Genomic DNA, 23,047 nt, shown 5'->3' with positions numbered 1-23,047 from the left:
CATGACGCTGAGCATTGAGCGGATACGCGCAGACGTCGCCGACTGCCTCGGAGAGGACCCGGCGGACATACCCGTGGACGAGAACCTCGTCGACCACGGTCTCGACTCGATCCGCGTCATGACGCTCCTGGAACGCTGGCGCCGCGATCACGCCGTGACCGCTTCCTTCGCCGACCTCGCCGAGCGGCCCGCCATCGAGGCGTGGGCGCCCCTGCTGGGGGCGGTATGAGGGTCCTGCCCCTGACGGCGGCCCAGTCGGGCATGTGGTTCGCGCAGGCATTGGACCCGCTCAGTCCCGCGCAGAACACCGCCGAGTACCTGGAGATCGACGGTCCGCTCGATCCGGTGCTGTTCGCCCGCGCCCTGCGCCGGGTCGCGGACGAGGCCGAAGCGCTTCGGGTCCGGATCGAGGACGCCCCGGACGGCCCCGTGCAGCACGTGCCCGAAACGATCGAACTGCCGCTGACATTGCGTGAGTCGAGCACCGAGGCGGAGGCCGTGGCGTGGATGCGTGCCGACCTCGCGGAGCCGTTCGACCTGTCCTCCGGGCCGCTGTTCCACCACGCACTGTTCCGGGTCGGCGCCGAGCGGTGGCTGTGGTACCAACGTATCCACCACCTCGTCATGGACGGCTACGGCTACTCGCTCCTGGTGCGCCGCACCGCCGAGGTGTACTCGGCGCTCGTTTGCGGCGAGGAGCCCGCCCCACGCGACTTCGGCCACCTGGCCGACCTGGTCGCGGACGACACCGCCTACCGGGAGTCGGCCGCGTTCGAGGTCGACCGGGCGCATTGGGCCGAGGCGTTCGCCGACCGGCCGGAGGCAGCACGGCTCGCGGGCCGCGGTGCGCTGCCGTCCCGCACCTTCCTGCGCCGCACCGCCCACCTCTCCCCCGGCACCACCGGGCGGCTCAAGGACCTCGCGGCCCGGCTCCGCGCGACCTGGCCGGACGTGCTGATCGCCGCACAGGCCCTGTACACCGCCCGCGCCACCGCCCGTACCGATGTGGTGCTGGGCCTGCCGATGATGGGCCGCATGGGCTCGGTGGCGCTGCGCGTGCCCGGCATGGTCATGAACGTACTGCCGCTCAGGCTGGCCGTCTCCCCCGAGGAGACCTTCGCCGAACTGGTCCGGCGGGTGGTGCTCGGCGTCCGCGAGGTCCGCCGCCACCAGCGCTACCGCTACGAGGACATCCGCCGCGACCTGGGCCTGCTCGGCGAGAGCCGGGCGCTGGTCGGCCCGCTCGTCAACGTCATGCCCTTCGACTACGGTGTGGACTTCGCGGGCGCTCCCGCCCGGGCGAAGAACCTGTCGGCCGGCCCGGTGGACGACCTGACGGTCAATGTCTACGACCGCGCCGACGGCCGGGGCCTGCGCGTCGACCACGACGGCAACCCCGCGCTGTACGAGGACTCCGACCTCGCCGCGCACCAGGAACGGTTCCTGAACCTGCTGGACCGGCTGGCCGGCACCGACCCGCAGCAGCCCCTCGCGGTGCACACCGTCGCGACCTCGGCGGAGGTCGGCCTCGTCGTCGACGAGTTCAACCGCACGGAGCGGCCACTGCCGCCGACCACGCTCATCGGACCGATCGAGGCGCAGACCGCCCGCACCCCTGACGCCACCGCGCTGGTCCTCGGGGAGACCACACTGACCTACGCGGAGCTGAACACCCGCGCCAACCGGCTCGCCCGGCACCTCCAGACCCTGGGCGCCGGGCCGGGCACGGTGGTGGCGGTGGCGGTGCCGCGCTCGGTGGAGCTGATCGTGACCCTGCTCGCGGTGCTGAAGGCGGGCGCGGCCTATCTGCCGCTGGATCCGGACTACCCGGCGGCCCGCCTGACGTACATGCTGCGGGACGCGGCGCCGGTGTGCGCCGTCACCGACCGCGCCGACCGCCTCCCTGACGGCACCGACGCCGAGGTGGTCGTACTGGACGGACTCGACGTGTCGTCGTACCCCTGGACCGACCCGGCCCGCGCCCTCACCCCCGCCCATCCCGCGTACGTCATCTACACCTCCGGTTCCACCGGCCGCCCCAAGGGCGTGGTCGTGCCGCACCGCGCGATCGACAACCGGCTGCGGTGGATGCAGCACGAGTACGGGCTGACGGCCGCGGACCGGGTGCTCCAGAAGACCCCGTCGTCGTTCGACGTGTCGGTGTGGGAGTTCTTCTGGCCGCTGCGCGAGGGCGCGACGCTGGTCGTCGCCGAGCCCGGCGCCCACAAGGACCCGGTCCGCCTGGCCCGGCTCATCCGCGAACAGGACGTCACCACCTGCCACTTCGTCCCGTCGATGCTTCAGGTGTTCCTGGGCACCCCGGAGGCCTCCGGCTGTGCGGCGGTGCTGCGCCGAGTGTTCTGCAGCGGCGAGGCCCTCCCTCGCGAGACCGTGTCCGCGTTCGCCCGCGCCCTGCCCGGCGTGCGGTTGCACAACCTCTACGGGCCGACCGAGGCCGCCGTCGACGTGACGTACCACGCGTGCGACCCGGCGGACCGGGGCCCGGTCCCCATCGGGCGGCCGGTGTGGAACACCCGCCTGTACGTCCTGGACGCCGCTCTCCAGCCCTGCCCGCCCGGTGTCACCGGTGAGCTGTACCTGGCGGGCACGCAGCTCGCCGACGGCTACCTGGGCCGGCCGGAGCTGACCGCGGCCCGTTTCGTCGCCGACCCCTTCGGTCCGGCCGGCACCCGGATGTACCGCACCGGAGACCTGGCCCGGTGGACGGAGAAGGGCGAGGTCGAGTACCTCGGCCGCACCGACCACCAGGTCAAGCTGCGTGGCCAGCGCATCGAACTCGGCGAGATCGAGGCGGCGCTGGCCGCCCGTCCCCGCGTGGGCGCGGCGTGCGCCCTGGTCCGTGACGACCGGCTCGTCGGCTACGTGACCGGCGGCGCCGATCCGGCCGGGGTCCGGGCGGCGCTGGCCCGGGAGCTGCCCGAGCACATGGTCCCGGCGGCCGTCGTCGCGCTGGACGCCTTCCCGCTCTCTCCGAACGGCAAGCTGGACCGGCGTGGCCTGCCGGCCCCCGTGTTCGTCGGCGGCACCGGCGGACGGCCGTATGCCTCCGCCCGTGAGGAAGCGCTGTCCGGCCTGTTCGCCGAGGTTCTGGGCGTGGCGGGGATCGGCCCCGACGACGCGTTCTTCGACCTGGGCGGGACCTCGCTGCTCGCGGTGCGCCTGGTCGGCCGGGTCCGCGAGGAATTCGACGCCGAGCTGACCCTCGGCTCCCTGTTCGAGGCGCCGACGCCGGCCGCGCTCGCCGCCCGGCTGGACGCCGCCGCACCGGCTGCGGGGGACGCCCTCGGCGTCGTCCTGCCGCTGCGCACCGAGGGCGACCTGACGCCACTGTTCGGCATCCATCCGGCAGGCGGCCTCGCCTGGTGCTACGCGGGACTCGCCTCCCGGCTCGGACCGCGGCAGCCGGTGTACGGGCTCCAGGCCCGCGGCCTGACCGGTGACGAGGCCCTGCCGCGCACGCTCCAGGAGGAGGCCGAGGACTACGCCGGGCGGATCCGCGAGGTCCAGCCGCACGGCCCGTACCGCCTGCTGGGCTGGTCGGTCGGCGGCGTCCTCGCGCACACGGTCGCCGTACTGCTCCAAGAGGCCGGCGAGGGGGTCGAACTCCTCGCGCTGCTGGACGCCTTCCCCTCCGAACAGTGGCGCGATCGGGCTGCTCCCGAGGAGGGCGACGCGCTGACGGCCGTCCTGCGCATGGCGGGCTTCGACCGCACCGGCGAACGCACCCGAGAGGACGTGCTCGCCACGCTGCGCCGGGCAGGCAGCCCGCTGGCCGGACTGACCGACCGCGCCCTGTCCCGGATCGTCGACATCGTGCCCAACCACGCCCGCATGATGCGCGAGCACGAACACCGCCCGTACGACGGCGACGTGCTGTTCTTCACGGCCGCCGCCCCGCGCGCCGAGGACTGGCTGACCAGGGAGTCCTGGCGGCCGCACGTCACCGGCACCGTCGACAACCACGACCTCGACTGCACCCACCCGCAGCTGATGCGGGACCGGTACCTCGACGACGTCGCGACGGTCCTGGCCGCCCGGCTGAAGGAGCTGGACGCATGACTCCGGAACCGGCCGGCCCCTTCGGCCCCTGGCATTCGCCCGTCGGCCGGGAGGGCCACCTGCTGCTGGAGAACGCCGCGGGCCACCGGCCCTGTGGCCCGCGTGGCGAGCGGTGCCGTCCGGCTGGACTCCCCGCTTCGGCCCCGCACCGCGCGGGCGGTGCGTGCACCGGGTGACGAGGGGCCGGGGGTGACATCCGAAGCAAGACTCAGCGGCCCAGCAGTTCCACCAGTCCGTCCGCCAGTTCCGTACGCCAGCAGAGGTAGTCGTGACCGCCGTTGAACTCCCGGTAGGAGGAGTCGTGGTAGCCGAGGGCCGTCAGGGTGTCGCGCAGTCTGCGCGCGGCGGGCAGGGCCACCCATTCCTGTGTGCCGAAGGAGAGCCGGAACCGCACCGGCAGCCGGGGCAGACCGGCGAGGGCCCGGGTGAGCCACTCCGCGTCCGGCCCTACCGGCCACCAGAACGAGCCCGACTGGACGAGGGCGTTGCCGAAGCGGTGCGGTGCCGCCGCCGCGGCGTATGCGGCGGTGAGCCCGCCGAGGCTCTGTCCGGCGATCACGGTGTGCGCCGGATCGTCGCTGAGGGGCAGGAGTCCTGCCGCCCACGGCAGCAGCTCGCCCGCGAGGAAGTCGACGTAGTCGGGCCGGCAGGACAGTTCGGCCCAGCGGGTGGCCTCGTCCACGGCCTCCGGCAGTACGGCGGCGACGGGCGGGACCCGGCCGTCCGCGATGAGGTTGTCGAGGAGGTGGGAGAGCCCGAGGCGGGGCTGCCAGTGCTCGCCGTCGAGCAGTACCAGCACCGGCAGCCGCTCCGACTCCCCTACTGTGCCGGGCGGTTCGTACAGCCAGACCCGGCGGGAACCGCCGAGGCGGGTACTCGCCACGGTGTGCTCCGTGACGGTGCCGCGCGGGACGCCGGGCCGCGGCTCCCAGTCCACCGCGTGCGGGGCGGCCGGGAGTTCGGCGTACGACACCGGCTCGGCCTGCCAGCGATGAGGCAGCCTGCGGGGGTTGAAGGGATCGGTGCGGCGCAGGGCGCGCAGACGGCGCTGGTACGCGGGTGTTCCCGGGCCCGGACCGTCGCCGTCGTCGACGTACAGGTCGTAGGTGCCCCGCCAGTCGTGCCGCAGGCGCAGGGTCCAGTGCCAGACGTCCGTGCCGGGGACGTGCTCCATGAGGTTGCCGTCGGGGTCGCGCGGGTCGCCGAGCTTGTTCGGCAGCACCTGGACGGCCCGGGTGCCCGCAGTGCCGCGCCACAGGAACGTCACCGCCCGGTGGTCGGCGCTGCCTCGCGGGTCGGGGCCCACGAGGGGCGTACCACCGCGGGCCCGCACGTCTGCCCAGAAGGCGTCCTCGCCGCCCGGCCCGGGCAGCGTGCACGTCGGCCGGGCGAGACGGGGCACCGGATGCGGCCTGGGCAGGCGGGGCGGGTGACCGGGGGTGTTCTCCGGAGACCTCGGGAGATGCGTGGGTGCGGATCGCAATTGACTGTCCATGATCTATAGATTAGGTTAGCCTTACCTTACTAGGTCGCACATCGTGATCCGCGCCGGCTGTCGCCGCCCCGACGTGCCCTCTCTCTCGAACGTCCTCCTCCATGACGTTTCGCCTGCCAGGAGCAGCCCTCATGACCTCTGACAGATCCGCTTCGCCCTCCGGTGCCCGGCTGAGCCGCGTGGTCGCCCTTCCTCCCCCCACCTGAGCCACTTGTCCCTCTGCAGTTGTCCGTTGATTCCCCAGAAGAGGAGCTTCACCACCATGTCCAGCCCTGCCACCCCCATCCGCCGCCGCACCGCGGTCGCCACCGCCGTCGCCGTGGCGGTCGCCGCGGGCAGCACCCTGACCCTGGCGGGCACCGCCTCCGCGCACCCCGCCGGCTCGCAGGTCACCACCGCGAAGCTCACCAAGGGCCTGTACCAGTCCTCCTACTCCGAGCGGAACGACACGCTGTGGGTCACCGCCGCCGTCGGCCGCCCGCCGGTCACCGAGTCCCATCTGCTGAAGGTCGACCCGAAGACCCTGGAGATCGAGGCCGACCTCAACCCGCCTGTCACCGACACCACCACCGGCGCCGTCGAGGCCGTCTACGGCGTCGCCGTCGACGACGAGCACAACACCGTCTGGACGACCAACACCCGCAACAACACCGTATCCGTCTACAGCCAGCGCACCGGCGAGCACCTCGCCAGCCTGCCGAACGTCAACCACGCCCGCGAGATCGTCGTCGACGAGAAGCACAACACCGTGTGGGCGAGCGCATTCGGCGACGGCGCCCTGGTCGCCTTCGACACGAAGACCCTGAAGGAGAAGGAGCGCATCACCGTCGAGGGCGCCGGCCCCACCGGCCTGACCGTCAACGAGAAGACCGGCGCGCTCTACGCGGCCGACCTCAACAACGACCGCCTGATCGAGCTGCGGCGCGGATCCGCGACCCCGCGCTTCCTCCCGACCGGTGACGGCCCGATCTCGGTCTCGCTGTCCAAGAACGGCAGGATCGCCTACACCGCCGACCAGACTTCGGGCACCCTGTCCGTGGTCGACCTCCGCAAGGGCGTCCTCACCAAGTCCGTGGCGACCGGCGCCGGCGCCCTGTCCGTGGCCACCGACGAGCGCTCCGGCGACGTACTGGTGGTCAACCGCACCGACGCGAACGTGACACGGGTCGACGTGAAGAAGGGCGTGATCGAGGAGACCATCGCCACCGGCGCCAACCCGAACCACGTGGAGATCGCCGACGGCATCGCCTACGTGGTCGACAAGTCCGGCGCCACCGCGACCGAGGACACCATCACCCGGATCCGCCTCGCGCGCTGACGTCTCCGTACACCGGTGCCCGTCATCTCCCGTCGCCTTTCAGTGGCGGTAGGTGACGGGCCCCGTCCACATGCCGACGACGTTCAGGCCGACCAGGCCGTCGGCGGTCTCCCCCGCGGCGCCTTCGGACACCCGCGAGCGGCCGAGGACCAAGCGAACCGCGCAGGATTACCTTGCGCTCCCGGACAGGGTGTACGCCCTTCATACGGCTGTACCGTCTGCGCCGTCACGCGACTGCAGGAGCCGCAGCCACCCCGCGCGAACGCCGCAGCTGCCAGGCAGGCGGTGAACGGACGCATCGGACGCTCCCCAGTACACCCCGGAAAGGCGGCCCAGCCATGCCCACGTCCTCGCGTCGCCGAAGAGCCACGCACGTTCTGCTCCTCGGTGTCGGTCTGCTGCTCAGCGGCTGCGGCCTCTACTCGGACGACACCGATTCCGCGGACGGCGGCCCGCTCACCCTCGGGTTCGTCAACGGTGGCGAGAGCCAATTCCACACCTGCCTCCAGCAGTCCGTGGAGATCGCCGCCAAGAACAACTTCGCGCGGCTGGTCACGGCCAACTCCCGGCAGGACGCCTCGACCGAGCTGAGCAACATCGAGGACATGATCGCGCGCAAGGTCGACGCGATCATCCTGCAGACCGTCGACACCGACGCCTTGAAACGCGACATCGAGAAAGCCGAGGCGGCGGACATCCCCGTCTTCCTGACCTCCGTGAGCACCGACCCGGACAGCATCCTGGGGGCGGTGGTGGTCGACCTGAAGGCCGTCGGACGGCTCGACGCCCAGTGGATCACCGACGACGCCGACGGCCGGGACGTACAGGTCGCCGTCATCGCGGGGGCACCGGGCGCCGCCTCCGACCTGCTCACCGACGGCTTCACCGAGGCCCTGCCCGCCAACGCCGAGGTGGTCGCCGAGGAGCCCGGCATGTTCGACGCCGACAAGGCCGGAGAAGTCGCCGCAGGCATGGCCCGGACCCACCCCGGCCTGGACTACGCCTTCGTCGCCAACGAGCAGATGGCCTTCGCCGCCCGCGAAGCCTTCGACGCGGCCGGAGCGGACCGGGTCAGGATCGTCACGGTCAACGGCACCGACGAGGCCCTCGACGCGCTGAAGGACGGACGCTTCTCCGCGACGGTGTCCAACTCGGCCGGGAACACCGGTGAACTGGCCGTCCGCAACACCATCGCCCTGCTGCGCGACAGGAAGGCCGAGAAGATCGATCACACCCCGATCCGGCTGGTCACCAAGGGCAACGCCGACACGGCCCCTTTGTACTGCCCCGCCGACTACTGATCCGGTGCGGGCACCGGCCGACCTGCCGCCCGCCAGGTCGGGGGATCTACGACGGCCGATGCCGCCCCTGGGACCTGCACCGGCCGCCTCCCTGCTGCGTGTCCGGCACCCTCTGCCGACTCGCATCATGCATCATCCGAAACGAACCGCGACTCACGTGACGAGACGCGAACTCACGTCCATCACTGGGCGCGGCCCCGCGAGACGCCGGTGTACGGCGTCGGAGGCCGGGGCGTCGAAGATGTCCGGACCATGCCGTGTCCTCCGTCCCAGTGGCCTGTTCGGCCTGTTCCGGCGCGTGACAGGACCACCCGCCCCTGTTCCGGACACATCCCTGTGGGGTAGGGGCTGAACCGGATGCTCAGGCGAAGACGATGGTGTGGTTACCGTCGCGGATGACCCGGTCCTCGGCATGCCACAGCACCGCGCGGGACAGGACGGCCCGTTCGACGTCGGCGCCGCGGCGGGTGAGATCGGCGGCGGTGTCGGCGTGGCTGACGCGGACGACGTCCTGCTCGATGATCGGGCCCTCGTCCAGGTCCTCGGTGACGTAGTGGGCGGTAGCACCCACCAGCTTCACGCCGCGTTCCTTGGCCTTGGCGTAGGGGCCGGCCCCGATGAACGCCGGCAAGAAGGAGTGGTGGATGTTGATGACCGGGACGCCGACCCGTTCAATGAAGTCTCCCGAGAGGATCTGCATGTATCGGGCGAGGACGATGAAGTCGACGTTTCCCTTGAGCAGCTTGAGGTGCTCGGCCTCGGCGGCGGACTTGTCCGGGCCCATGGACGGTACGTGGAAGAACGGGATGCCGAAGCCGCGTACCTCCTCGGCCACATCGGGGTGGTTGGAGATCACCATCGGGATGCTGACGGGCAGCTGGCCCTGCCGGTGACGCCAGAGCAGGTCGAGCAGGCAGTGGTCGGACTTCGAGGCGAAGATCGCCATCCGCTTCGGCACCGACATGTCCCGCAACGTGTACGCCAGGCCGTACTTGTCCACCAGCGCCGCGTCGAGGTCGGCGCGCACCGCGGGCAGCGCGGCCCGCAGGCCGTCCAGGCCGAAAACGGTGCGCTGGAAGAAGGAGCCGCGCTGCGGATCGTCCGAGTACTGGTCGAGCGAGACGATGTTCGCGCCGTGTTCGCTCAGCACCGAGGCGACTGCCGCGACGATGCCGGTCGCGTCGGTGCCCTGGACGATCAGGGACGCCTGGTGACCGGCTCTCTTGTCCCTCCGGGCGGGGGTGACGGGGGCGGCCTGGGTGACCGTCATGCGCGAGCTTCCTTCCTGAACTGGACGATCCAATCGCAGGTGGCCTTCAGGCCGCCGAACGTGTAGAAGTGGACCTTCACTTCGCCGTGGCGTCCCCGGTCGTAGCCCTCCGCGAGGGCACCCAGGAACTTGTCCGGGCCGGCCGTTCCCATCAGGTTGGTGAGGGACAGTCCGTACTTCTTGGCGATGGAGGCACTGGTGCCGACGCCGAACCGGGTGGCGTACGACATCAGCCGCCGCACACCGGCGGGCCCGGGCACACCGACGCGGACCGGCAGCGTGATGCCGTGGCCGCGGATCTGTTCGATCCAGGTGAGGACCCGGTCGACGTCGAAGCCGAACTGGGTGATGACGCTGCCGTCCAGCCCCTGGGCGGTGAGGGCGGCATTCTTGCCGCGCAGCGCCGACCAGAGCACGTCTTCGACGATGGCGGGGTGACCCTCCGGGTATCCGCTGATGCCGACGTGCCGCACGCCGTACTCCGGCAACAGCCCCGACTCGATGAGGGAGAGGGAATCCTCGTACGGGCCCTCGGGCCGGGCCGGGTCGCCGCCGACGGTGAAGACGTCCGTGCCGGTTCCGCCGTCGCGCAGTCCGGCGAGAAACTGCTCGAAGGCCGCCCGGGAGCCGAGACGGCGGGCCGAGATGTGCGGTACGGGGACGAAGCCGAGGCGTTTGACCGCCCGGGCGGCGTCCAGGCGCATCCGCAGGGTCTCGTTGCCGAGGAAGGTGACGTTGACGCGGGTGCCCTGCGGGATGAGGCCGGCGGCCTCCTCCAGCTTGGGCATGTCCTTGCCGGTCATCTCCAGGGAGAAGTCCTCCAGCAGTGGCGTACTCACCGCTGGGGAGGGTGTGCTGACGGGGTTCATGATGCCTCCTGGGGAAGGATTTCGGGGCAGCCGGCCGGGCGCCCGGTTCCGACCCACCGAGCACGGGGGCCGGGCGGGCCGACCTGCATCGCACCGGTCGGGGCGGCATCCGGCCGACCGCCGCGGCACGGCGGCGTCCGCACACCTGCTGCCGGACTTGGTCAGGCGTCGCGGCGGTAGTCGGTGCGAGCGTGCCGGTCGAACGGGCTGGGCTGAACGGTGGCGCGGATGCGAGGGAACCCGAGGTCGGCCTCGGGGGCGGTACCTCGGCCCGGGTGCTCGCCCCAGACCACGGTGACCTCCGTGCCCGGTGCAGCGTGCGCCGGATCGATCAGGGTCAGGGACAGCACGGTGCCGACCGGGTCGATGGCAGCGGTCTGCATGGTGACACCGGCCAGACCGGCGGAGGTCTCCACCCGGTGGCGGGCGTAGCTGAGCACGAAGCCGGGGCCCGCTCCCCCGCCGACGACCCGGCGCACGTCGTCCGGGTCGAAGACGAGGGTCACCTTCTTGCGCAGGTTTTCGCTCTCCTTGGCCGCGAGCAGGGCGTCCCGGCCGTGGAACTCGTGCCCGAAGTGGATCATCTTCCCGTAGCCCAGCTCGAACGGGGAGACGTAGTAGTCCTCGATGTTCTCGGAGTAATAGCTGCCGTGGAGCGGGCGTTTGCCCTCGATACCGAACAGCGGGAGCCAGTCGCGATACCCGGCCAGCTCGGGATCGGTGTAGATGCCGGGGACCGGCGAGGGGATCCAGCCGCTCTCCACGCTCGGCGTGGCGTACGCCAGGGCGCCGACCTGGATCAGGCCGAGCGGCTCCCCGGCCTTCACGAACGCCTCGTGCACGTAAGCGGCGTGCTCCCACGGGCCGACGAACTCGTAGCCCGCCTGGCCGGCCATGCCGTGCCGCAGCGCCTTGAAAGCGCGGCCGTCCAGGGTGACCGGCGTGGAGTGGAAGAATTTGGTCTGCGGGACCGGGCTGCCGAAGATCTTCGCTATGAGTTCGAGGGCGAGCGGTCCCTGGATCTGGTAGCGGAACAGCTTCGGGTCACCACCGCCGGGCCGGAACGCGGACGACGGGTCGGTGGCGAAGGAGACGTCGTGGCCGGCCTTCTCCGCGTGGTACTGCACCCAGTGCTGGGAGGCGGGGACACCGCTGAGCACGTAGGCGTTCTCGGCCTCCCGGGAGAGGATGCCGTCGGTGACGATGTGACCGTGGCGGGTCACCGGCACGTACTGCTTGGCCTGGCCGACGGCGAACCTGTCGAAGTTGTTGGCGCCGTACTCGGCCAGGGTGCGGGTGGCGTCCGGGCCCTCGATCCACAGGTCGAACATGTGGTGCGACAGGTTCAGCAGCGCCACGCCCTCGTGCCAGGCACGCTGCTCCGTGCGCCAGCCCGCGTACTCGCGCTCCACCACCTCGGGCGTCCAGGGCTCGGCGTCCGGCTGCCACAGCAGGTCGACGGGCGAGCCCGCCTTGTCGATGCCGTCCTGAAGGCTGGGGGTTGTCATGCGACTCCTAGTTTCCAGGTGGTTGGGTCCCGTCGGCTCCGACCGGGGAAGTGCCGCGGCCCAGTGGCCACTTGCTCGGGCCTCGTGCTCGGGACGGAAACGGGGCAAGGGCCACTCGTCTGAGCTAGAACGATCTAGCGCAAGCTAACAGAAGGGCGGGAAGGCTGACCAGACTCGTGCGTCGACTACCGCGCCGAGGCGTCGGCGGCCTCCTCGGACAACTGCAGACCACCGGCCGGTGCGCTGGAATAGCCGAATCGATGTGGCAGGCACGTCACAACGCTTCGCCAAATCGTTCTAGGCCTGCGGTCATCTCTCCGGCGGTGAAGGGGGCGGTGAAGACGCCGGTGCTCAGCTCGGCGAGGGCTCACGAGCGCTGCGGTGAGCTGGTGTCCGGGAATGCCTCGGGCTACGTCGTACCGGCGCGAGGCGGGGTGCCGGCGGCCGGGCCGCGAGCGCGCGGTGCGGGCGAACGTCGTGCCGTCGCGGTCGCGACGTGGGAGGCGTAGAGCCGGAGGCTCCGGTGAGCCGCAAGGTCACCTTGCGCGCGGTGCCGGGCCCGGCCCGCCCATCGCCGCCGCTGCCGCTGCCGCCGCGGAGGACAGGCGGAACGGCTGAGCATGAGCACGGTCTCGACGGCCCCGTCGACCGGACCGGCCGACGTCTGACCTCACAACGGCCGGGCCGCAGGGGAGAGCTGTCAGCCGGGGTGTGAGCGCGTTTCCCACCACCCGCACCCGGCCACTGACCGCACTCTGGAACCGCCTCAGCGACGAGGCTCGTACGTGAGAGCCTTCACCTGCCGGAGGGTGGGCACCGTTTCGACGGCACGGACGCCTCGTATCGAGCCGACCCGGTCGGCCAGGTAGGCGAACAGCTCCTCCGGGGTGCGGCACAGCACCGAGACGACGACGTTGGCCTCGCCGCTGACCACCGCGGCGAACCGCACTTCGCGGTGGCCGGCAAGGAGCTGTCCGGCCGAACGGAGCCGTGTCGGGTCCACTCTCAGCCACAGCACCGCCTCGGTGCCGTGCCCGAACGGTTCGAGGTCGTACTCGATGTCGAAGTACAGCACTCCTGCCCGGCGCAGCGCTCGCAGCCGTCTTTTGACCACCGTCTCGGTCTGCCCGGTCGCGGTGGCCAGATCGGTGCCTGTGGTCCGCCCGTCCTTGCGCAGCAGCTCCAGCAGTTCCTCGTCGAGACGGTCGAGGAGGGCCGTCTCCGCCGCGTTCCCTGGCGGTTGCGGCCGCAATGCCGCCTCCTGCGCCGGGTCCAGCGCGTCGATCTTGTTCAGCCGGCCGAACGGTCCGCCGTAGAATTGGTGCAGGACGCAGCAGGCATCGACCGAGGTGACCCGACGGGTCTTCGGAAGCCGTTCCAGCAGGAGGTCGTCGCGGTCCTGCCGACTGCGCGGCTTCATCGCGCACATCACCTCGGTGCCGCCGGACATCAGCCCGATGTACGAGGTGTCGGGCCGGCGGGCCAGCGCGTCCGCCAACTGCTCTGCGGCATCGGGGTTGCAGCGCAGCCGGACGATCCAGTTGGTGCGGCCCAGCCTGGTGTGGTCGGCCATGCCCAGCACTCTGAGCCGGGCCTCGGTGCGCAGTCTGCGGTATCGGCGGGCGATCGTCTGGTCGGAGACGCCGAGGACGTTCGCGATCCGGCTGAAGGGCGCGCGGCCGTCCAGTTGCAGGGCCCGCAACAAGGACAGGTCGAGCGCGTCGGGCTGGTACACGAGGGTCGCCTTTCCTGAGAACGCGGTCTGCAGCGGAGGGTCACACGGGGCGGGGGCCACGCGGGCGCTGCGACACGCGAACGCTGTGTCCCTGGCCCTCGCTCGGTGAGGGCCAGGGACGGGGCGGCCGGTGCCGCCCCGTCCCCACGGATGGGCACGGGGTCGCCGCGCTGCCGCCGCGGCGGGGCAGAGGTCCGGGGATCCGCGGCGGGCGAACTCCCGTCCCGGGGGAGCATGTCGGTTACGTCCGGTCGGCCACCACGCCGGTCGTGGTGGTCCGGGCCTGCCCCGTCTCGGCCGGCCGGCCACCGGCCGAGACGACGGCACGGCCGCCACCCGCGGGCCGCAGCAGCAGGCCCGCGACGGCGGCGCCGAGCAGCATGACCACGCCCGAGACGACCAGGCACAGCCGCAGTCCGTCCAAGAAGGACTGGGACAGGGCATGCATGGCCGGCCCGGTGTCCGGGCCCAACGGCAGGCCGGCGACGGCTCCGAGGCCGTCGACGTCCACGGCCCGCAGGATCTCGCCGCTGACCGGTCCGGACAGTCCGACGGCGGCAAGATGATCGGGCAGGGTGGCGAGCCCCCTGCCGGTCAGCAACGCGCCCAGGATGGCGGGCCCCAGAGCGCCGCCGACCTGTCGGAAGGCGTTGTTGCCCGCCGCCGCCATGCCCGCCTGGTGGTGCGGCACCGAGGAGACGGCGGTCGCGGTGATGCAGGGGAAGGCCAGCCCGAGCCCGAGGCCCAGCAGGGCCAGGCGCCATCCCAGCGACACGAAGGACGTGTCGGTCCCCACGCCCGTCAGGGTGAAAAGGGCCACTGCCGTGGCGGTCAGCCCACCGGTGATCAGAACACGGGGCGACAGGTAGCGCATCAACCGTCCCACGACGGCGCCCAGGACCATGGGCGGCGCCGTGACCATCAGCAGCCGCAGACCGGCATCCAGGGTGCTCAGCCGCTGCACCGTGCCCAGGTAGAGGCTGAGGACGAAGAAGAAGCCGATCAGGCCCAGGAAACTGATCATGACGACCAGTGCCGAGCCGGTGAAGGCGGCACTGCGGAACAGTGTCAGGTCGAGCATCGGGCTCGGGCTGCGCCGCTCGCAGACCACGAAGGCCGCGCCGGAACAGACCGCGACCGCCAGGGCGACGATCACCCGGGTGTCCCCGAAGGAGCCGGCGCCGCCCTCGATGACGCCGTAGACCAAGGCGACGATGGCGAGAGCGGCGGTGGTCTGCCCCGGCCAGTCCAGCTTCCGGCCCGCCTGGCCGGTGGACTCCGTGAGGACGAATCCCGCGACGACCATGGTGGTCAACGAAAGCGGGATGGGCAGCAGGTAGATCCAGCGCCAGGCGGCGTGCGCCGTGACGACGCCGGCGATGAGCGGGCCGACGGCCAGTGAGCCCATCATCGAAGTCGTCCACAGTCCGATGTACTTGCCCCGCTCGCGCGGGTCGGGAACCGCGTGGCTGATGAGCCCCAGTGTCATCGGCAGCAGCGCGGCAGCACCCACGCCCAGCAGGGCCTGTCCGATCCACACCTGGGTGATGGACCGGGCCGACAGGGCGACCGCGGCACCCACCACACAGAATCCGAGACCCGCCTGGAAGACCTTCTTGCGCCCGTGCACGTCGCCGAAGACCCCAGCCGTCAGGATCAGCGCGGCCACCGGCAGCACGAAGGCGTCGGACACCCAGGACAGGTCGGCCGTCGACGCGCCGAGTGCCTGTTGAATGACCGGCAGGCTGACGGAGACCGTGGTCACCGGGAAGTAGCCGACGAACACCCCCAGACAGGCCATGACAAGCGCCGCTGTTCGCCGGTCACGGCGTTGTTCCACTGCTGCACCCACTCCGAACTCCTTCTCGACCGCGGACGTGCCGCTGTCGGTCGAATGACTCGGGAACCATGGAGCGCAGCCGGAGGACGAGGCGAACCACATTCCCCGTGAAGCCCGAATCCGACAGAACCCACACCCGCGGAGGCGGAAACTGCCGTCGCGATCACACGCGCGGCGACGGCCCGGAACGCACGCCGTGTGACGGCAGTGCACCCGGCGCCGGCCGGGGATCCTAGAATGTCCGTGCGCCGGCCCGCAGGGCGAACGGTGCGCCGACCGCATCGGAGCAGGGGTAATGGGCAGTTCCGGAAGAGTCACGCTGAACGACGTGGCAGCGGCCAGCGGTGTGTCCCGCGCCACGGTGAGCTTCGTCCTCAACGACGACCCCCACCAGACGATCTCCGCCGCGACCCGGGACCGGGTCAAGCAGACCGCCCGGGAACTGGGGTACGTACCGCACGGAGTCGCCCGCGCCCTGCGCGAGGGCTCGTCGCGTGTCGTCGTGCTGAACATCGACGCCGGCCTGGAAGGGCACTATTCCCGGAGCTACATCCAGGGCCTGGACGCCGAGCTCGCCGCCCACGACCATGTGCTGCTCGTCCGGCACGGTCGGCACACCCCGCAGTCCACCCAGCAGATCCTGGACGTCATAGCGCCCCGCGCGGTCATCCGCTTCGGCGAGACCTACCTCACCGGCCGCGAACTCGACGACCTCGGTGGCGGCTGGCGCGACGGCCTCGCCGCCCACGCCGCGATGCAACTGCGTCACCTGGTGGAGTCCGGCCACTCCGCCGTCGCCGTTGCCCTGCCCGACACCGAGTCCCCGCTGGCCGCGACCCGGCTGAAGTTCACCGGGCACGCCGCGCGCGATCTCGGCATTCAGGTCCCCCGGACCTTCGTCACCCCGCCGGAGCGCTCCGCCTGCGCCGAAGCCGTACAGGCGTTCCTGACCGGCGCTCCCGAGGTGACCGCCATCGCCGGCTTCAACGACGACATCGCCCTCCGCGTCCTCATGGCCCTGCGCGACCTCGGCCGTCGGGTGCCGGACGACGTAGCCGTCATCGGCTTCGACGACAACGGCTACGGCGCCTACACGACCCCCGGGCTGACCAGCGTCCATGTCGACGCCGAGGCCCACGGCCGGCTCAGCGCCCGCCTCGCCCTGAACCTCGACACGGACGGCCTGCGCCCGCCGCCCGCCCGGGTCGTCGTCCGCGAATCGGTCTGACCGACCGTTCCCTCGGCGCGCGCCGTCGGCCGGACGCGACCACAGTCCTGTGGTGCGTGCCGGCGCGGGCACTGTGACAAGTCGTGACCGCCGTGGACCGGCCGTGCCTGATGCTCACCCTGCCGACCGGGGCGCGGGCAGCCCTCCGGCCGGGGCACCTGCGCCCCGCGACGGTTCCGAAGCCGCCGGGGCGCCGCTCGTCCTGCCGGTCCCACCCGGGTGCCGTGTTCCGGGCCCGAGGCTTCGTCAGAGGCCGAGGTCGCCCGCGCCACCCGGTGGTCGTCCCAACGAGCGGCGCGGGCGGGTCGTCGCCGCATCGGGGCAAGGCCGCGCCGCCCGCCCTTCTCGGAGCGTGCCGACGACTCAGCGACCGTGTCCGGAGGCGAGCGGGTCGCCGGCCTTGCGGACGACCTCGGCGATCCAGGCCATGGCCTCGGGCACGTCGTAGTTGCCGGCGTGCGGCTGATTCCAGGCGAGCTGGTAGTCGAGGTTGTCGACCTGCTTGTCGCCGGCGAGGGCGCGGTCCAGGTTGACCGAGACGGTGAACGCGGTGTCCCGGTCGCGGGTGCCGTGGCGGACGTACCAGTTCGGCGCCGTGTCCGCCTTGGTGCCGATGAAGTCCATCGGGTTGATCAGGTGCACCTGGTCGTCGACGGTGGTGCTCTTCTTCGCGGTGTACTGCTTCCAGGTCAGCCCGGTGTCGTCGAGGCCGCTGCCGTCGCCGGCCACGTCGTTGTGGTCCCAGCTGTAGGCGGTGTAGTTCATGTACTTCTGCGTCGGCGGGCCGAAGAGGTCGGTCTCGGTGCCGCTGGTGATGTTGCCGTCCACGCCCACGGCGTCGAAGGCCGGTGTCGTCTTCAGCCTGTTCTGGGTGGCGACGAACGCGAGGTACTTCGTCATGTCGACGGAGCGGACCTTGCCGGTGGCCGCGTCCACGTCGATCCAGTCGTTGACGTACGACTTGGTGGCCGAGCCGGACGCGATCTCGAAGGTGCCGCCCAGCGGCGGGATGGTGTGAGCCGGGTCGGCCTTCAGGTAGGTCTCGGCGGAGTCGATGACCTCCTGTTCGACGGTGTCGAGCATGGAGGCGGCGGTGAGCCTGGAGCCGTCGGGGTTGCGCAGCCCGAGACTCCTTTCGTACGCCGCGAAACGGGACGCCATCTCCTCGGCCGCCTCGGGCGAGGGGTTGGAGCCGACGGTGTCGCGGGTGTCGAGGACGTTGTACAGCCACTCGTAGGCGACGTCGGCGTTGCCCAGGTCGGTGATCGGGCAGTACGCGTTGACGGCGAAGACGTCGTCGCGCAGGGTGCTGCGGCCCTTGGCGTCGATTCCGGCGGCGCCGATCTCGGCGAGGTAGGGGTCGTACTCGGCGGTGTTGCCGGAGGCGCCCAGGATCGACACCAGCGCACCGCCGCCGCTGGTGCCGTTGACGACGATGCGCTCCGCGCTGCCGGGCATCGCGGCGTCGTTCAGACGCAGGTAGCGGACGGCGGCCTTGGCGTCGACCGCCGCGGCGGGGGCCTTGCCGGGAGCCGTACCGTCGGCGCCGGCCAGACCACGGCTGCGGTTGGCGACGTCGACGAACACGTAGCCCGCCTTCAGGGCAGCACCGACCTTGCTGGTCGCGCTGGTGTAGGAGGCGCCGGCGGTCACGCTCGCCCGCAGGTAGCTGGCCTTCCAGCCGCTGTTGTTGACGGCGAAGTAGATCGGGGTGCGCTGGTTGCCGAAGGCGCTCTCGGGGACGAACACGTTCATGCTCTGGTAGCCGCAGGCGGTGTCGGTGATCGTGGTCGTGCCACCGCCGGGGCCGCCGGGCTGCTGGGCTGCCGCCGCGACGGGCTTCGCGACGTAGCAGATCTGCTTGTACCAGCGCACGTTCACCGGACTGCCGTCCACGGTCACGGTGATCGTCGTGTAGGCGGCGGAGTCGAAGTCCAGCGCGGCGTCCTGCGGGTCCACCGTGTGACCCCGGCCGGCGGTGGGGGCCGCCACGGCGGCGGAGGTGGGCACCGCGAGGGCCGCGAGCGCGAGGGAACCCGCGAACGCCACACCTCTGAGCAGGCGTGTGTGGGTCACCGGACGTCCTTTCCGTATACCGGTCGAGTGGCTGAGTGTGTCGCGTCCGTGGGACGCCGAGAGCCGCTGCACGGGGTCTCCCTCACTGGGCATCGAATGAGTGGCCGATGCCTCGGGATCGAGGCGTCACGCACGCTACAAGATTGTTAACAATATGCACAGCAATCTCGCGGCCGTTTTCTGCGACTCACGCTCACCTCTCCCTCGTGAAGGGTTGCCCGCCTCCCGCCCGCCGGCTTCCCTGTGCCCTGCGACAAGACCGTTGACATGTTGATCGCGCGAACGTAAAAGATCGTCATCAGCCGTACTTTTCCTTCGGCTTCTGAATGGGCCGCATCTCAGCTCACGCCCCCGAGCCGCCGGGTGCGTCGGGACCACCAGCAACCACCTGACCCAGTGACGTGCGCGGACCGATTCGCCGTACGCCCGATACCGGCTCGCCGCACACAGTGTGGCCGGGACCACCGCAGCCCCGGCCGTCATCCATCAGGCCGTTCGAGGCCGAAGCCGATGTCTGAGCGGCTGCACGGCGACGACCGATCCCGCCAACCCTGCCTGGAACACGACCGGGTCGGCAGCCGTGTACAGCCAGGTATACGTCCCGTCGGACAGAGCTGAAGTCGGCGCTGGCGAAGGTTTCGGTCTTCGTCGGCGGCGGCTGGCAGGACCCCATCAATCAGAGGTACCTGACTCACCACCGCGGCCCGCTGCGCGCGCTACGGGACCTGACCGCGGCCGGTGTGCACGTGCAGAGCGACTTCATCGACGGCGGCCACCAATGGTCCGTGTGGCGCATCCTGCTCAGGGACTTCCTGACCCGGGTGGCCTTCCTGCCGCAGACCTCCGCCACCGCGGACTGGGGTGCCTGAGCCGGCCCGAGCCGAATTCGCCGGCGTCTTGTGCGGGAGCTGTCAAGGCGTGGCGCGTGTCCGACCGTCCGGTCGGCGGCGCGGCGGGACAGCTCCCGCACAGGTTTCCACAGCGGTCCCACTGGTGGCTCTGCCATATGCGCGCAGGGGTTTCCCAACGACGCACGCGATCAACCCTCATTTTCTGCAAGGGAGATGACACCGTGCACCGATGGAAGGGAACCCGCCAGTGAGGGTGAACGACGCGGACGACGAGAAGAGCCGTGGCCATCGCAGACCGCTGCGCCGCCGGGCGTTCCTGGGCGGTTCTGTCGTGGCGGCGACAACGACCGCCGCGGGCGGCGCCTGGGCGGTGACCGCCGACGCGGAGACCGGTAGCGGCGAACCGCGGGCCGGCGCGGAGCGGGCGGTGATCGAACTGCCGTCGTCGACGCTCCCGCTGGACGGCTTCACCACCGTCCACGACGACCTCTTCGTACGGGTGCTGCTGGTGCGCGGCGCCGAGCAGAGCGGCGCACTGGTCGTCCTCGATCTGACCTCGATCAGCTCCAAGGGGGTCGCCGCGCTGCGCACGATCGCCTCCGACGCGGCCGACGTCGAGCCGGCCGACATTCTCTTGACCGTCACCCACCCCTTCTCCACCCCGCACATCCAGCCGGGCAGCGGCGTGTCGTCACCGTTCATGGCGCAGGTCTCGCCAGCCGCCTCCACCGCGGTCGCGGCGGCCGTCGCCTCCCTGCGCGCGGCCTCCCGGTGGTCTCGGGTGTCTCAGTGATCATGATCAGCAGCAGCCCTTCGCGTCGGCGTCGGCGCAGGACCGGTCGGTCTCGACGGCCACGACGGCGGTGCGCAGGTCGTCCAGGGCGTGGCCGATGCGGTCGTCGGTCAGTTCGTATCGGGTGCGGCGGCCGTCGGGCACGGTGACCACCAGGCCGCAGTCGCGCAGGCAGGCCAGGTGGTTGGAGAGCCGCGTGCGGGAGACCCCAGTGCGTCGGCCAGGTCGGCCCAGTGGTCCTCGTCGGCGGGCAGCCGCCCCGTCTCGGACGTGGTGCAGACCAGCCAGGGCAGGGTTCGCGGCACCGACCGCACCGGCTACGACGCCTGGCTGGGCATTCCCTACGCCGGCGCCGGCCGCTGGGACGCGCCCCGGGCCGCCGCCAAGTGGTCCGGCGTCCGCGACGCCACCTCCTTCGGCGACCGGTGCGCGCAGAACACCGGCTGGGACCCCGGCTACGAGCAGACCATCACCACCGAGGACTGCCTCGACCTGAACATCTACGTCCCCGACACCGCCCGCGCCAGGACACCCGTGCTGGTGTGGATCCACGGCGGCGGCTTCACCGGCGGCGCAGGCCAGGACACCGACCCGCGCAAGTTCGTCACCCAGACCGGCGCGATCGTCGTCACCATCAACTACCGCCTCGGTGTCCTGGGAACCCTCAACCTGCCCCAGCTGCAGGCCGAGAGCAAGGACGGCCCCGGCAACTACGGCCTCCTCGACCAGCAGGCCGCGCTGCGCTGGGTGCACTCCAACATCTCCCGCTTCGGCGGCGACCCGGACAACGTCACCATCGCCGGCCAGTCGGCCGGCGCCGGCTCGGTCTGCGACCACCTGGCCTCGCCCACCGCCAAGGGACTCTTCTCCCGCGCGGTCATCATGAGCGGCGGCTGCAACCTCCAGTCCGCCGCCTCCGGCCAGGCCCAGAGCACCGCCTTCGCCAAGGAGGCCGGCTGCGCCACCGCCGCCGACGTCCTGGCCTGCCTGCGCGCCAAACCCGCCGCCGAGCTGCTCGCCGCGCAGAAGGAGTCCGGCGTCAGCCTGTCCACCGGCGGACGCGCCTTCCCGGTCAACCCCGCGACCGCCGTCCGGACCGGCGCGTTCAACCGGGTCCCGGTGATGCTGGGCCAGACCGACAGCGAACGCGGCCTGTCCACCTTCCAGAACTACGACGATCTCGGCACGCCGATGACGGCCGCCCAGTACGAGTCCGCCGTCCGCTCCGCCTACGGTGCGGACGCCGTCGCCGTACTCGCCGAGTACCCGCTCGGTGACTACGCCACCCCGGGCGAGGCGTGGACCGACGCCCAGAACGGCTCCACCTCCTACACCCGCTGGCAGCTCACCCGCACCCTGTCGAAGTGGGTGCCCACCTACGCCTACGAGTTCGCCGAGAGCGACACCCCGCACTTCACGTCCATCTTCCGCATCCAGCAGGAGAACCCGTCCGCCCGCGACTTCCCGTTCGGCGGGGCGATCCACGTCGAGCGGCGACGCCCCGGCCACCTGCTCCAAGGCGAGCCGTGACTTCCCCGCGGAACACAACCTCGCCTTCTGGCAGAAGCCGCTGGCCTGACCGGTCCGCACAGCGGCGGTGCCCGGCACGCATCCCGCGTGCCGGGCACCGCCGCTGTTCGGTTCAGCGCACCCTGGGCAGCACCTCCTCCCCGAAGGCGCGCAGCGTGCGTTCCAGTTCGTCGAGGCCGCCGCGGTTGGCCAGCCACATGCGGCGCGCGCCGCGGCCGGCCAGTTCCTCGATCCTCCGTATCCAGTCGGATGCGTCGCCCGCCATGCCCCAGCGGTCCATCGCGAAACCCGCCAGCCCCAGCTCCCCCATCAGCCGCGCGTTGCCGCCGTCGGCCCGCTGGTGGTCGGCCAGGGCGTAGGCGTCCACGTACTCCCGTACGGCCGCGTGGTGGCGTTCGGGCACCAGCCGGTCCTCGACTCCGTGCCGCATGCTGTGGTGCAGGATCGAGGCGAGCGAGGGAAGCAGCCGGTCCCGCGCGGCCTCCCGGTCGGCGTCCAGAGCGCTGCGGACGGTGAACCACGGCTCGGCGGCCGTCCGCCGGCCTCGCTCCCGCGCTCCTTGACGGAGCTGTTCCAGGGACCACGCCACGACCTCGGGGGTGAGGCCGGTACCGATGGAGGCGGCGTCGCCGACGGCCCCGGCCAGCCGCAGCATGCGCGGTCCCTCCGCGCCGACCGAGATGCGCACCGGGTCGCGCGGGCCGGTGAATACGCGGATGTCGCGTCCGTCGTAGCGCCCGTGGCCGGTGGCCAGGAGGTCGCGGACGCAGGTGACGTACTCCTCCAGGCGGGCCCGGGTGGCGGGCCGACGGCCGACACTGCGCACAGCGGAGTCACCCGTGGCGACCTCCATGAAGGCACGGCCGCCGGTGATGCCGTCGATGGTGGCCAGGAAGGCCGCCGTGATCTGCGGGTCACGCGTCCAGGGGTTGGTGGGGCGCATTCCGACGTAGGTGTGGGTGGTGCCAAGCGCGAGCAGGGTGACCCGGGCCGCCGCCTCGTTGAGACGGAAGCCCGTGTCACCGACACCGATGGAGTGCAGTCCGTAGTCGTCCGCCATCCTGGCCAGGTCGGTCAGCCGACGGGCATGCTCGCGGGTGAGGATCGGTTCGAGCACGGTGAACTGCATGGCGAACCGCGGTGCCCCGGTCAT

General features: G+C 71.4%; 17 protein-coding genes and 1 pseudogene. 9 read left to right on the top strand and 9 right to left on the bottom strand.

Features of this window, described 5'->3' with window-relative positions; genetic code table 11:
* The first annotated feature begins 1 nt into the window (after position 1).
* From M6G08_RS24050 to M6G08_RS36035, 3 genes are read left to right on the top strand one after another with little or no spacing between them, the layout of a single operon-like run.
* The gene (locus M6G08_RS24050; protein ID WP_272589243.1) at positions 2-229 is read left to right on the top strand and encodes a phosphopantetheine-binding protein; all 228 of its coding nucleotides are present in this window, start codon (positions 2-4) and stop codon (positions 227-229) included.
* Positions 226-4,080, top strand: a complete 3,855-nt coding sequence (locus M6G08_RS24045) for a non-ribosomal peptide synthetase (RefSeq protein WP_272589242.1) — start codon at positions 226-228, stop codon at positions 4,078-4,080. Before M6G08_RS24050 ends, M6G08_RS24045 begins: the two co-directional genes overlap by 4 nt.
* 28 nt (positions 4,081-4,108) lie before the next feature.
* Positions 4,109-4,273 (top strand): MbtH family NRPS accessory protein, encoded by a 165-nt coding sequence (locus M6G08_RS36035; protein WP_443049017.1) that lies wholly within the window; start codon positions 4,109-4,111, stop codon positions 4,271-4,273.
* 15 nt (positions 4,274-4,288) lie between these two features.
* On the opposite strand, the gene fes is transcribed toward M6G08_RS36035, so the two are convergent.
* Positions 4,289-5,575, bottom strand: coding sequence for an enterochelin esterase (gene fes / locus M6G08_RS24040; RefSeq protein WP_272589241.1), 1,287 nt, complete (start codon positions 5,573-5,575; stop codon positions 4,289-4,291).
* A 262-nt stretch (positions 5,576-5,837) separates the two neighbouring features.
* Between fes and M6G08_RS24035 the strand changes: the two genes are divergently transcribed.
* Both M6G08_RS24035 and M6G08_RS24030 read left to right on the top strand, forming a co-directional pair.
* Positions 5,838-6,893 carry a YncE family protein gene (locus M6G08_RS24035; protein WP_272589240.1) on the top strand — a complete coding sequence of 352 codons (1,056 nt, stop codon included), beginning with the start codon at positions 5,838-5,840 and terminating at the stop codon, positions 6,891-6,893.
* Positions 6,894-7,231: 338 nt separating this feature from the next.
* Entirely contained in the window at positions 7,232-8,194 is a 963-nt protein-coding gene (locus M6G08_RS24030; protein ID WP_272589239.1) for a sugar ABC transporter substrate-binding protein, read from the top strand.
* A 361-nt stretch (positions 8,195-8,555) separates the two neighbouring features.
* Here M6G08_RS24030 and purU read toward each other — a convergent pair whose 3' ends face one another.
* The 5 genes from purU to M6G08_RS24005 all read right to left on the bottom strand — a co-directional run bounded on the left by purU (position 8,556) and on the right by M6G08_RS24005 (position 15,428).
* A complete protein-coding gene (gene purU, locus M6G08_RS24025; protein WP_272589238.1) occupies positions 8,556-9,464 on the bottom strand; it encodes a formyltetrahydrofolate deformylase in 909 nt (302 codons plus the stop codon).
* Positions 9,461-10,333, bottom strand: coding sequence for a methylenetetrahydrofolate reductase (locus M6G08_RS24020; protein ID WP_272589237.1), 873 nt, complete (start codon positions 10,331-10,333; stop codon positions 9,461-9,463). Before M6G08_RS24020 ends, purU begins: the two co-directional genes overlap by 4 nt.
* 161 nt (positions 10,334-10,494) lie before the next feature.
* Positions 10,495-11,841 (bottom strand): aminomethyl transferase family protein, encoded by a 1,347-nt coding sequence (locus M6G08_RS24015; protein ID WP_272589236.1) that lies wholly within the window; start codon positions 11,839-11,841, stop codon positions 10,495-10,497.
* Between the two features lie 766 nt (positions 11,842-12,607).
* On the bottom strand, positions 12,608-13,576 hold the full coding sequence (locus M6G08_RS24010) for an Lrp/AsnC family transcriptional regulator (RefSeq protein WP_272589235.1): 969 nt from the start codon (positions 13,574-13,576) through the stop codon (positions 12,608-12,610).
* 241 nt (positions 13,577-13,817) lie between these two features.
* Entirely contained in the window at positions 13,818-15,428 is a 1,611-nt protein-coding gene (locus tag M6G08_RS24005) for an MFS transporter (RefSeq protein WP_443048903.1), read from the bottom strand.
* Positions 15,429-15,744: 316 nt separating this feature from the next.
* Between M6G08_RS24005 and M6G08_RS24000 the strand changes: the two genes are divergently transcribed.
* The gene (locus M6G08_RS24000; protein WP_272589234.1) at positions 15,745-16,644 is read left to right on the top strand and encodes a LacI family DNA-binding transcriptional regulator; all 900 of its coding nucleotides are present in this window, start codon (positions 15,745-15,747) and stop codon (positions 16,642-16,644) included.
* 363 nt (positions 16,645-17,007) lie between these two features.
* Here M6G08_RS24000 and M6G08_RS23995 read toward each other — a convergent pair whose 3' ends face one another.
* Positions 17,008-18,720 carry a subtype B tannase gene (locus M6G08_RS23995; protein ID WP_272589233.1) on the bottom strand — a complete coding sequence of 571 codons (1,713 nt, stop codon included), beginning with the start codon at positions 18,718-18,720 and terminating at the stop codon, positions 17,008-17,010.
* A 740-nt stretch (positions 18,721-19,460) separates the two neighbouring features.
* On the opposite strand from M6G08_RS23995, the gene M6G08_RS23990 reads away from it, so the two are divergent.
* Together M6G08_RS23990 and M6G08_RS23985 are read left to right on the top strand one after the other, a co-directional pair.
* Entirely contained in the window at positions 19,461-19,589 is a 129-nt protein-coding gene (locus tag M6G08_RS23990; RefSeq protein WP_272589232.1) for a hypothetical protein, read from the top strand.
* 229 nt (positions 19,590-19,818) lie between these two features.
* Positions 19,819-20,364, top strand: coding sequence for a hypothetical protein (locus M6G08_RS23985; protein WP_272589231.1), 546 nt, complete (start codon positions 19,819-19,821; stop codon positions 20,362-20,364).
* 6 nt (positions 20,365-20,370) lie between these two features.
* On the opposite strand, the pseudogene M6G08_RS23980 reads toward M6G08_RS23985, so the two are convergent.
* A pseudogene (locus M6G08_RS23980) lies at positions 20,371-20,594 on the bottom strand (helix-turn-helix domain-containing protein); the annotation flags it as partial.
* A gap of 40 nt (positions 20,595-20,634) precedes the next feature.
* On the opposite strand from M6G08_RS23980, the gene M6G08_RS23975 reads away from it, so the two are divergent.
* Positions 20,635-21,894, top strand: a complete 1,260-nt coding sequence (locus tag M6G08_RS23975) for a carboxylesterase/lipase family protein (protein ID WP_272589230.1) — start codon at positions 20,635-20,637, stop codon at positions 21,892-21,894.
* A 112-nt stretch (positions 21,895-22,006) separates the two neighbouring features.
* Here the strand turns inward: M6G08_RS23975 and M6G08_RS23970 are convergent, their stop codons facing one another.
* On the bottom strand, positions 22,007-23,047 hold the full coding sequence (locus M6G08_RS23970; RefSeq protein ID WP_272589229.1) for an LLM class flavin-dependent oxidoreductase: 1,041 nt from the start codon (positions 23,045-23,047) through the stop codon (positions 22,007-22,009).

It is taken from the genome of Streptomyces sp. M92 (assembly GCF_028473745.1).
Lineage (GTDB): Bacteria > Actinomycetota > Actinomycetes > Streptomycetales > Streptomycetaceae > Streptomyces.
This window is presented reverse-complemented; position numbering and strand designations above follow the sequence as displayed.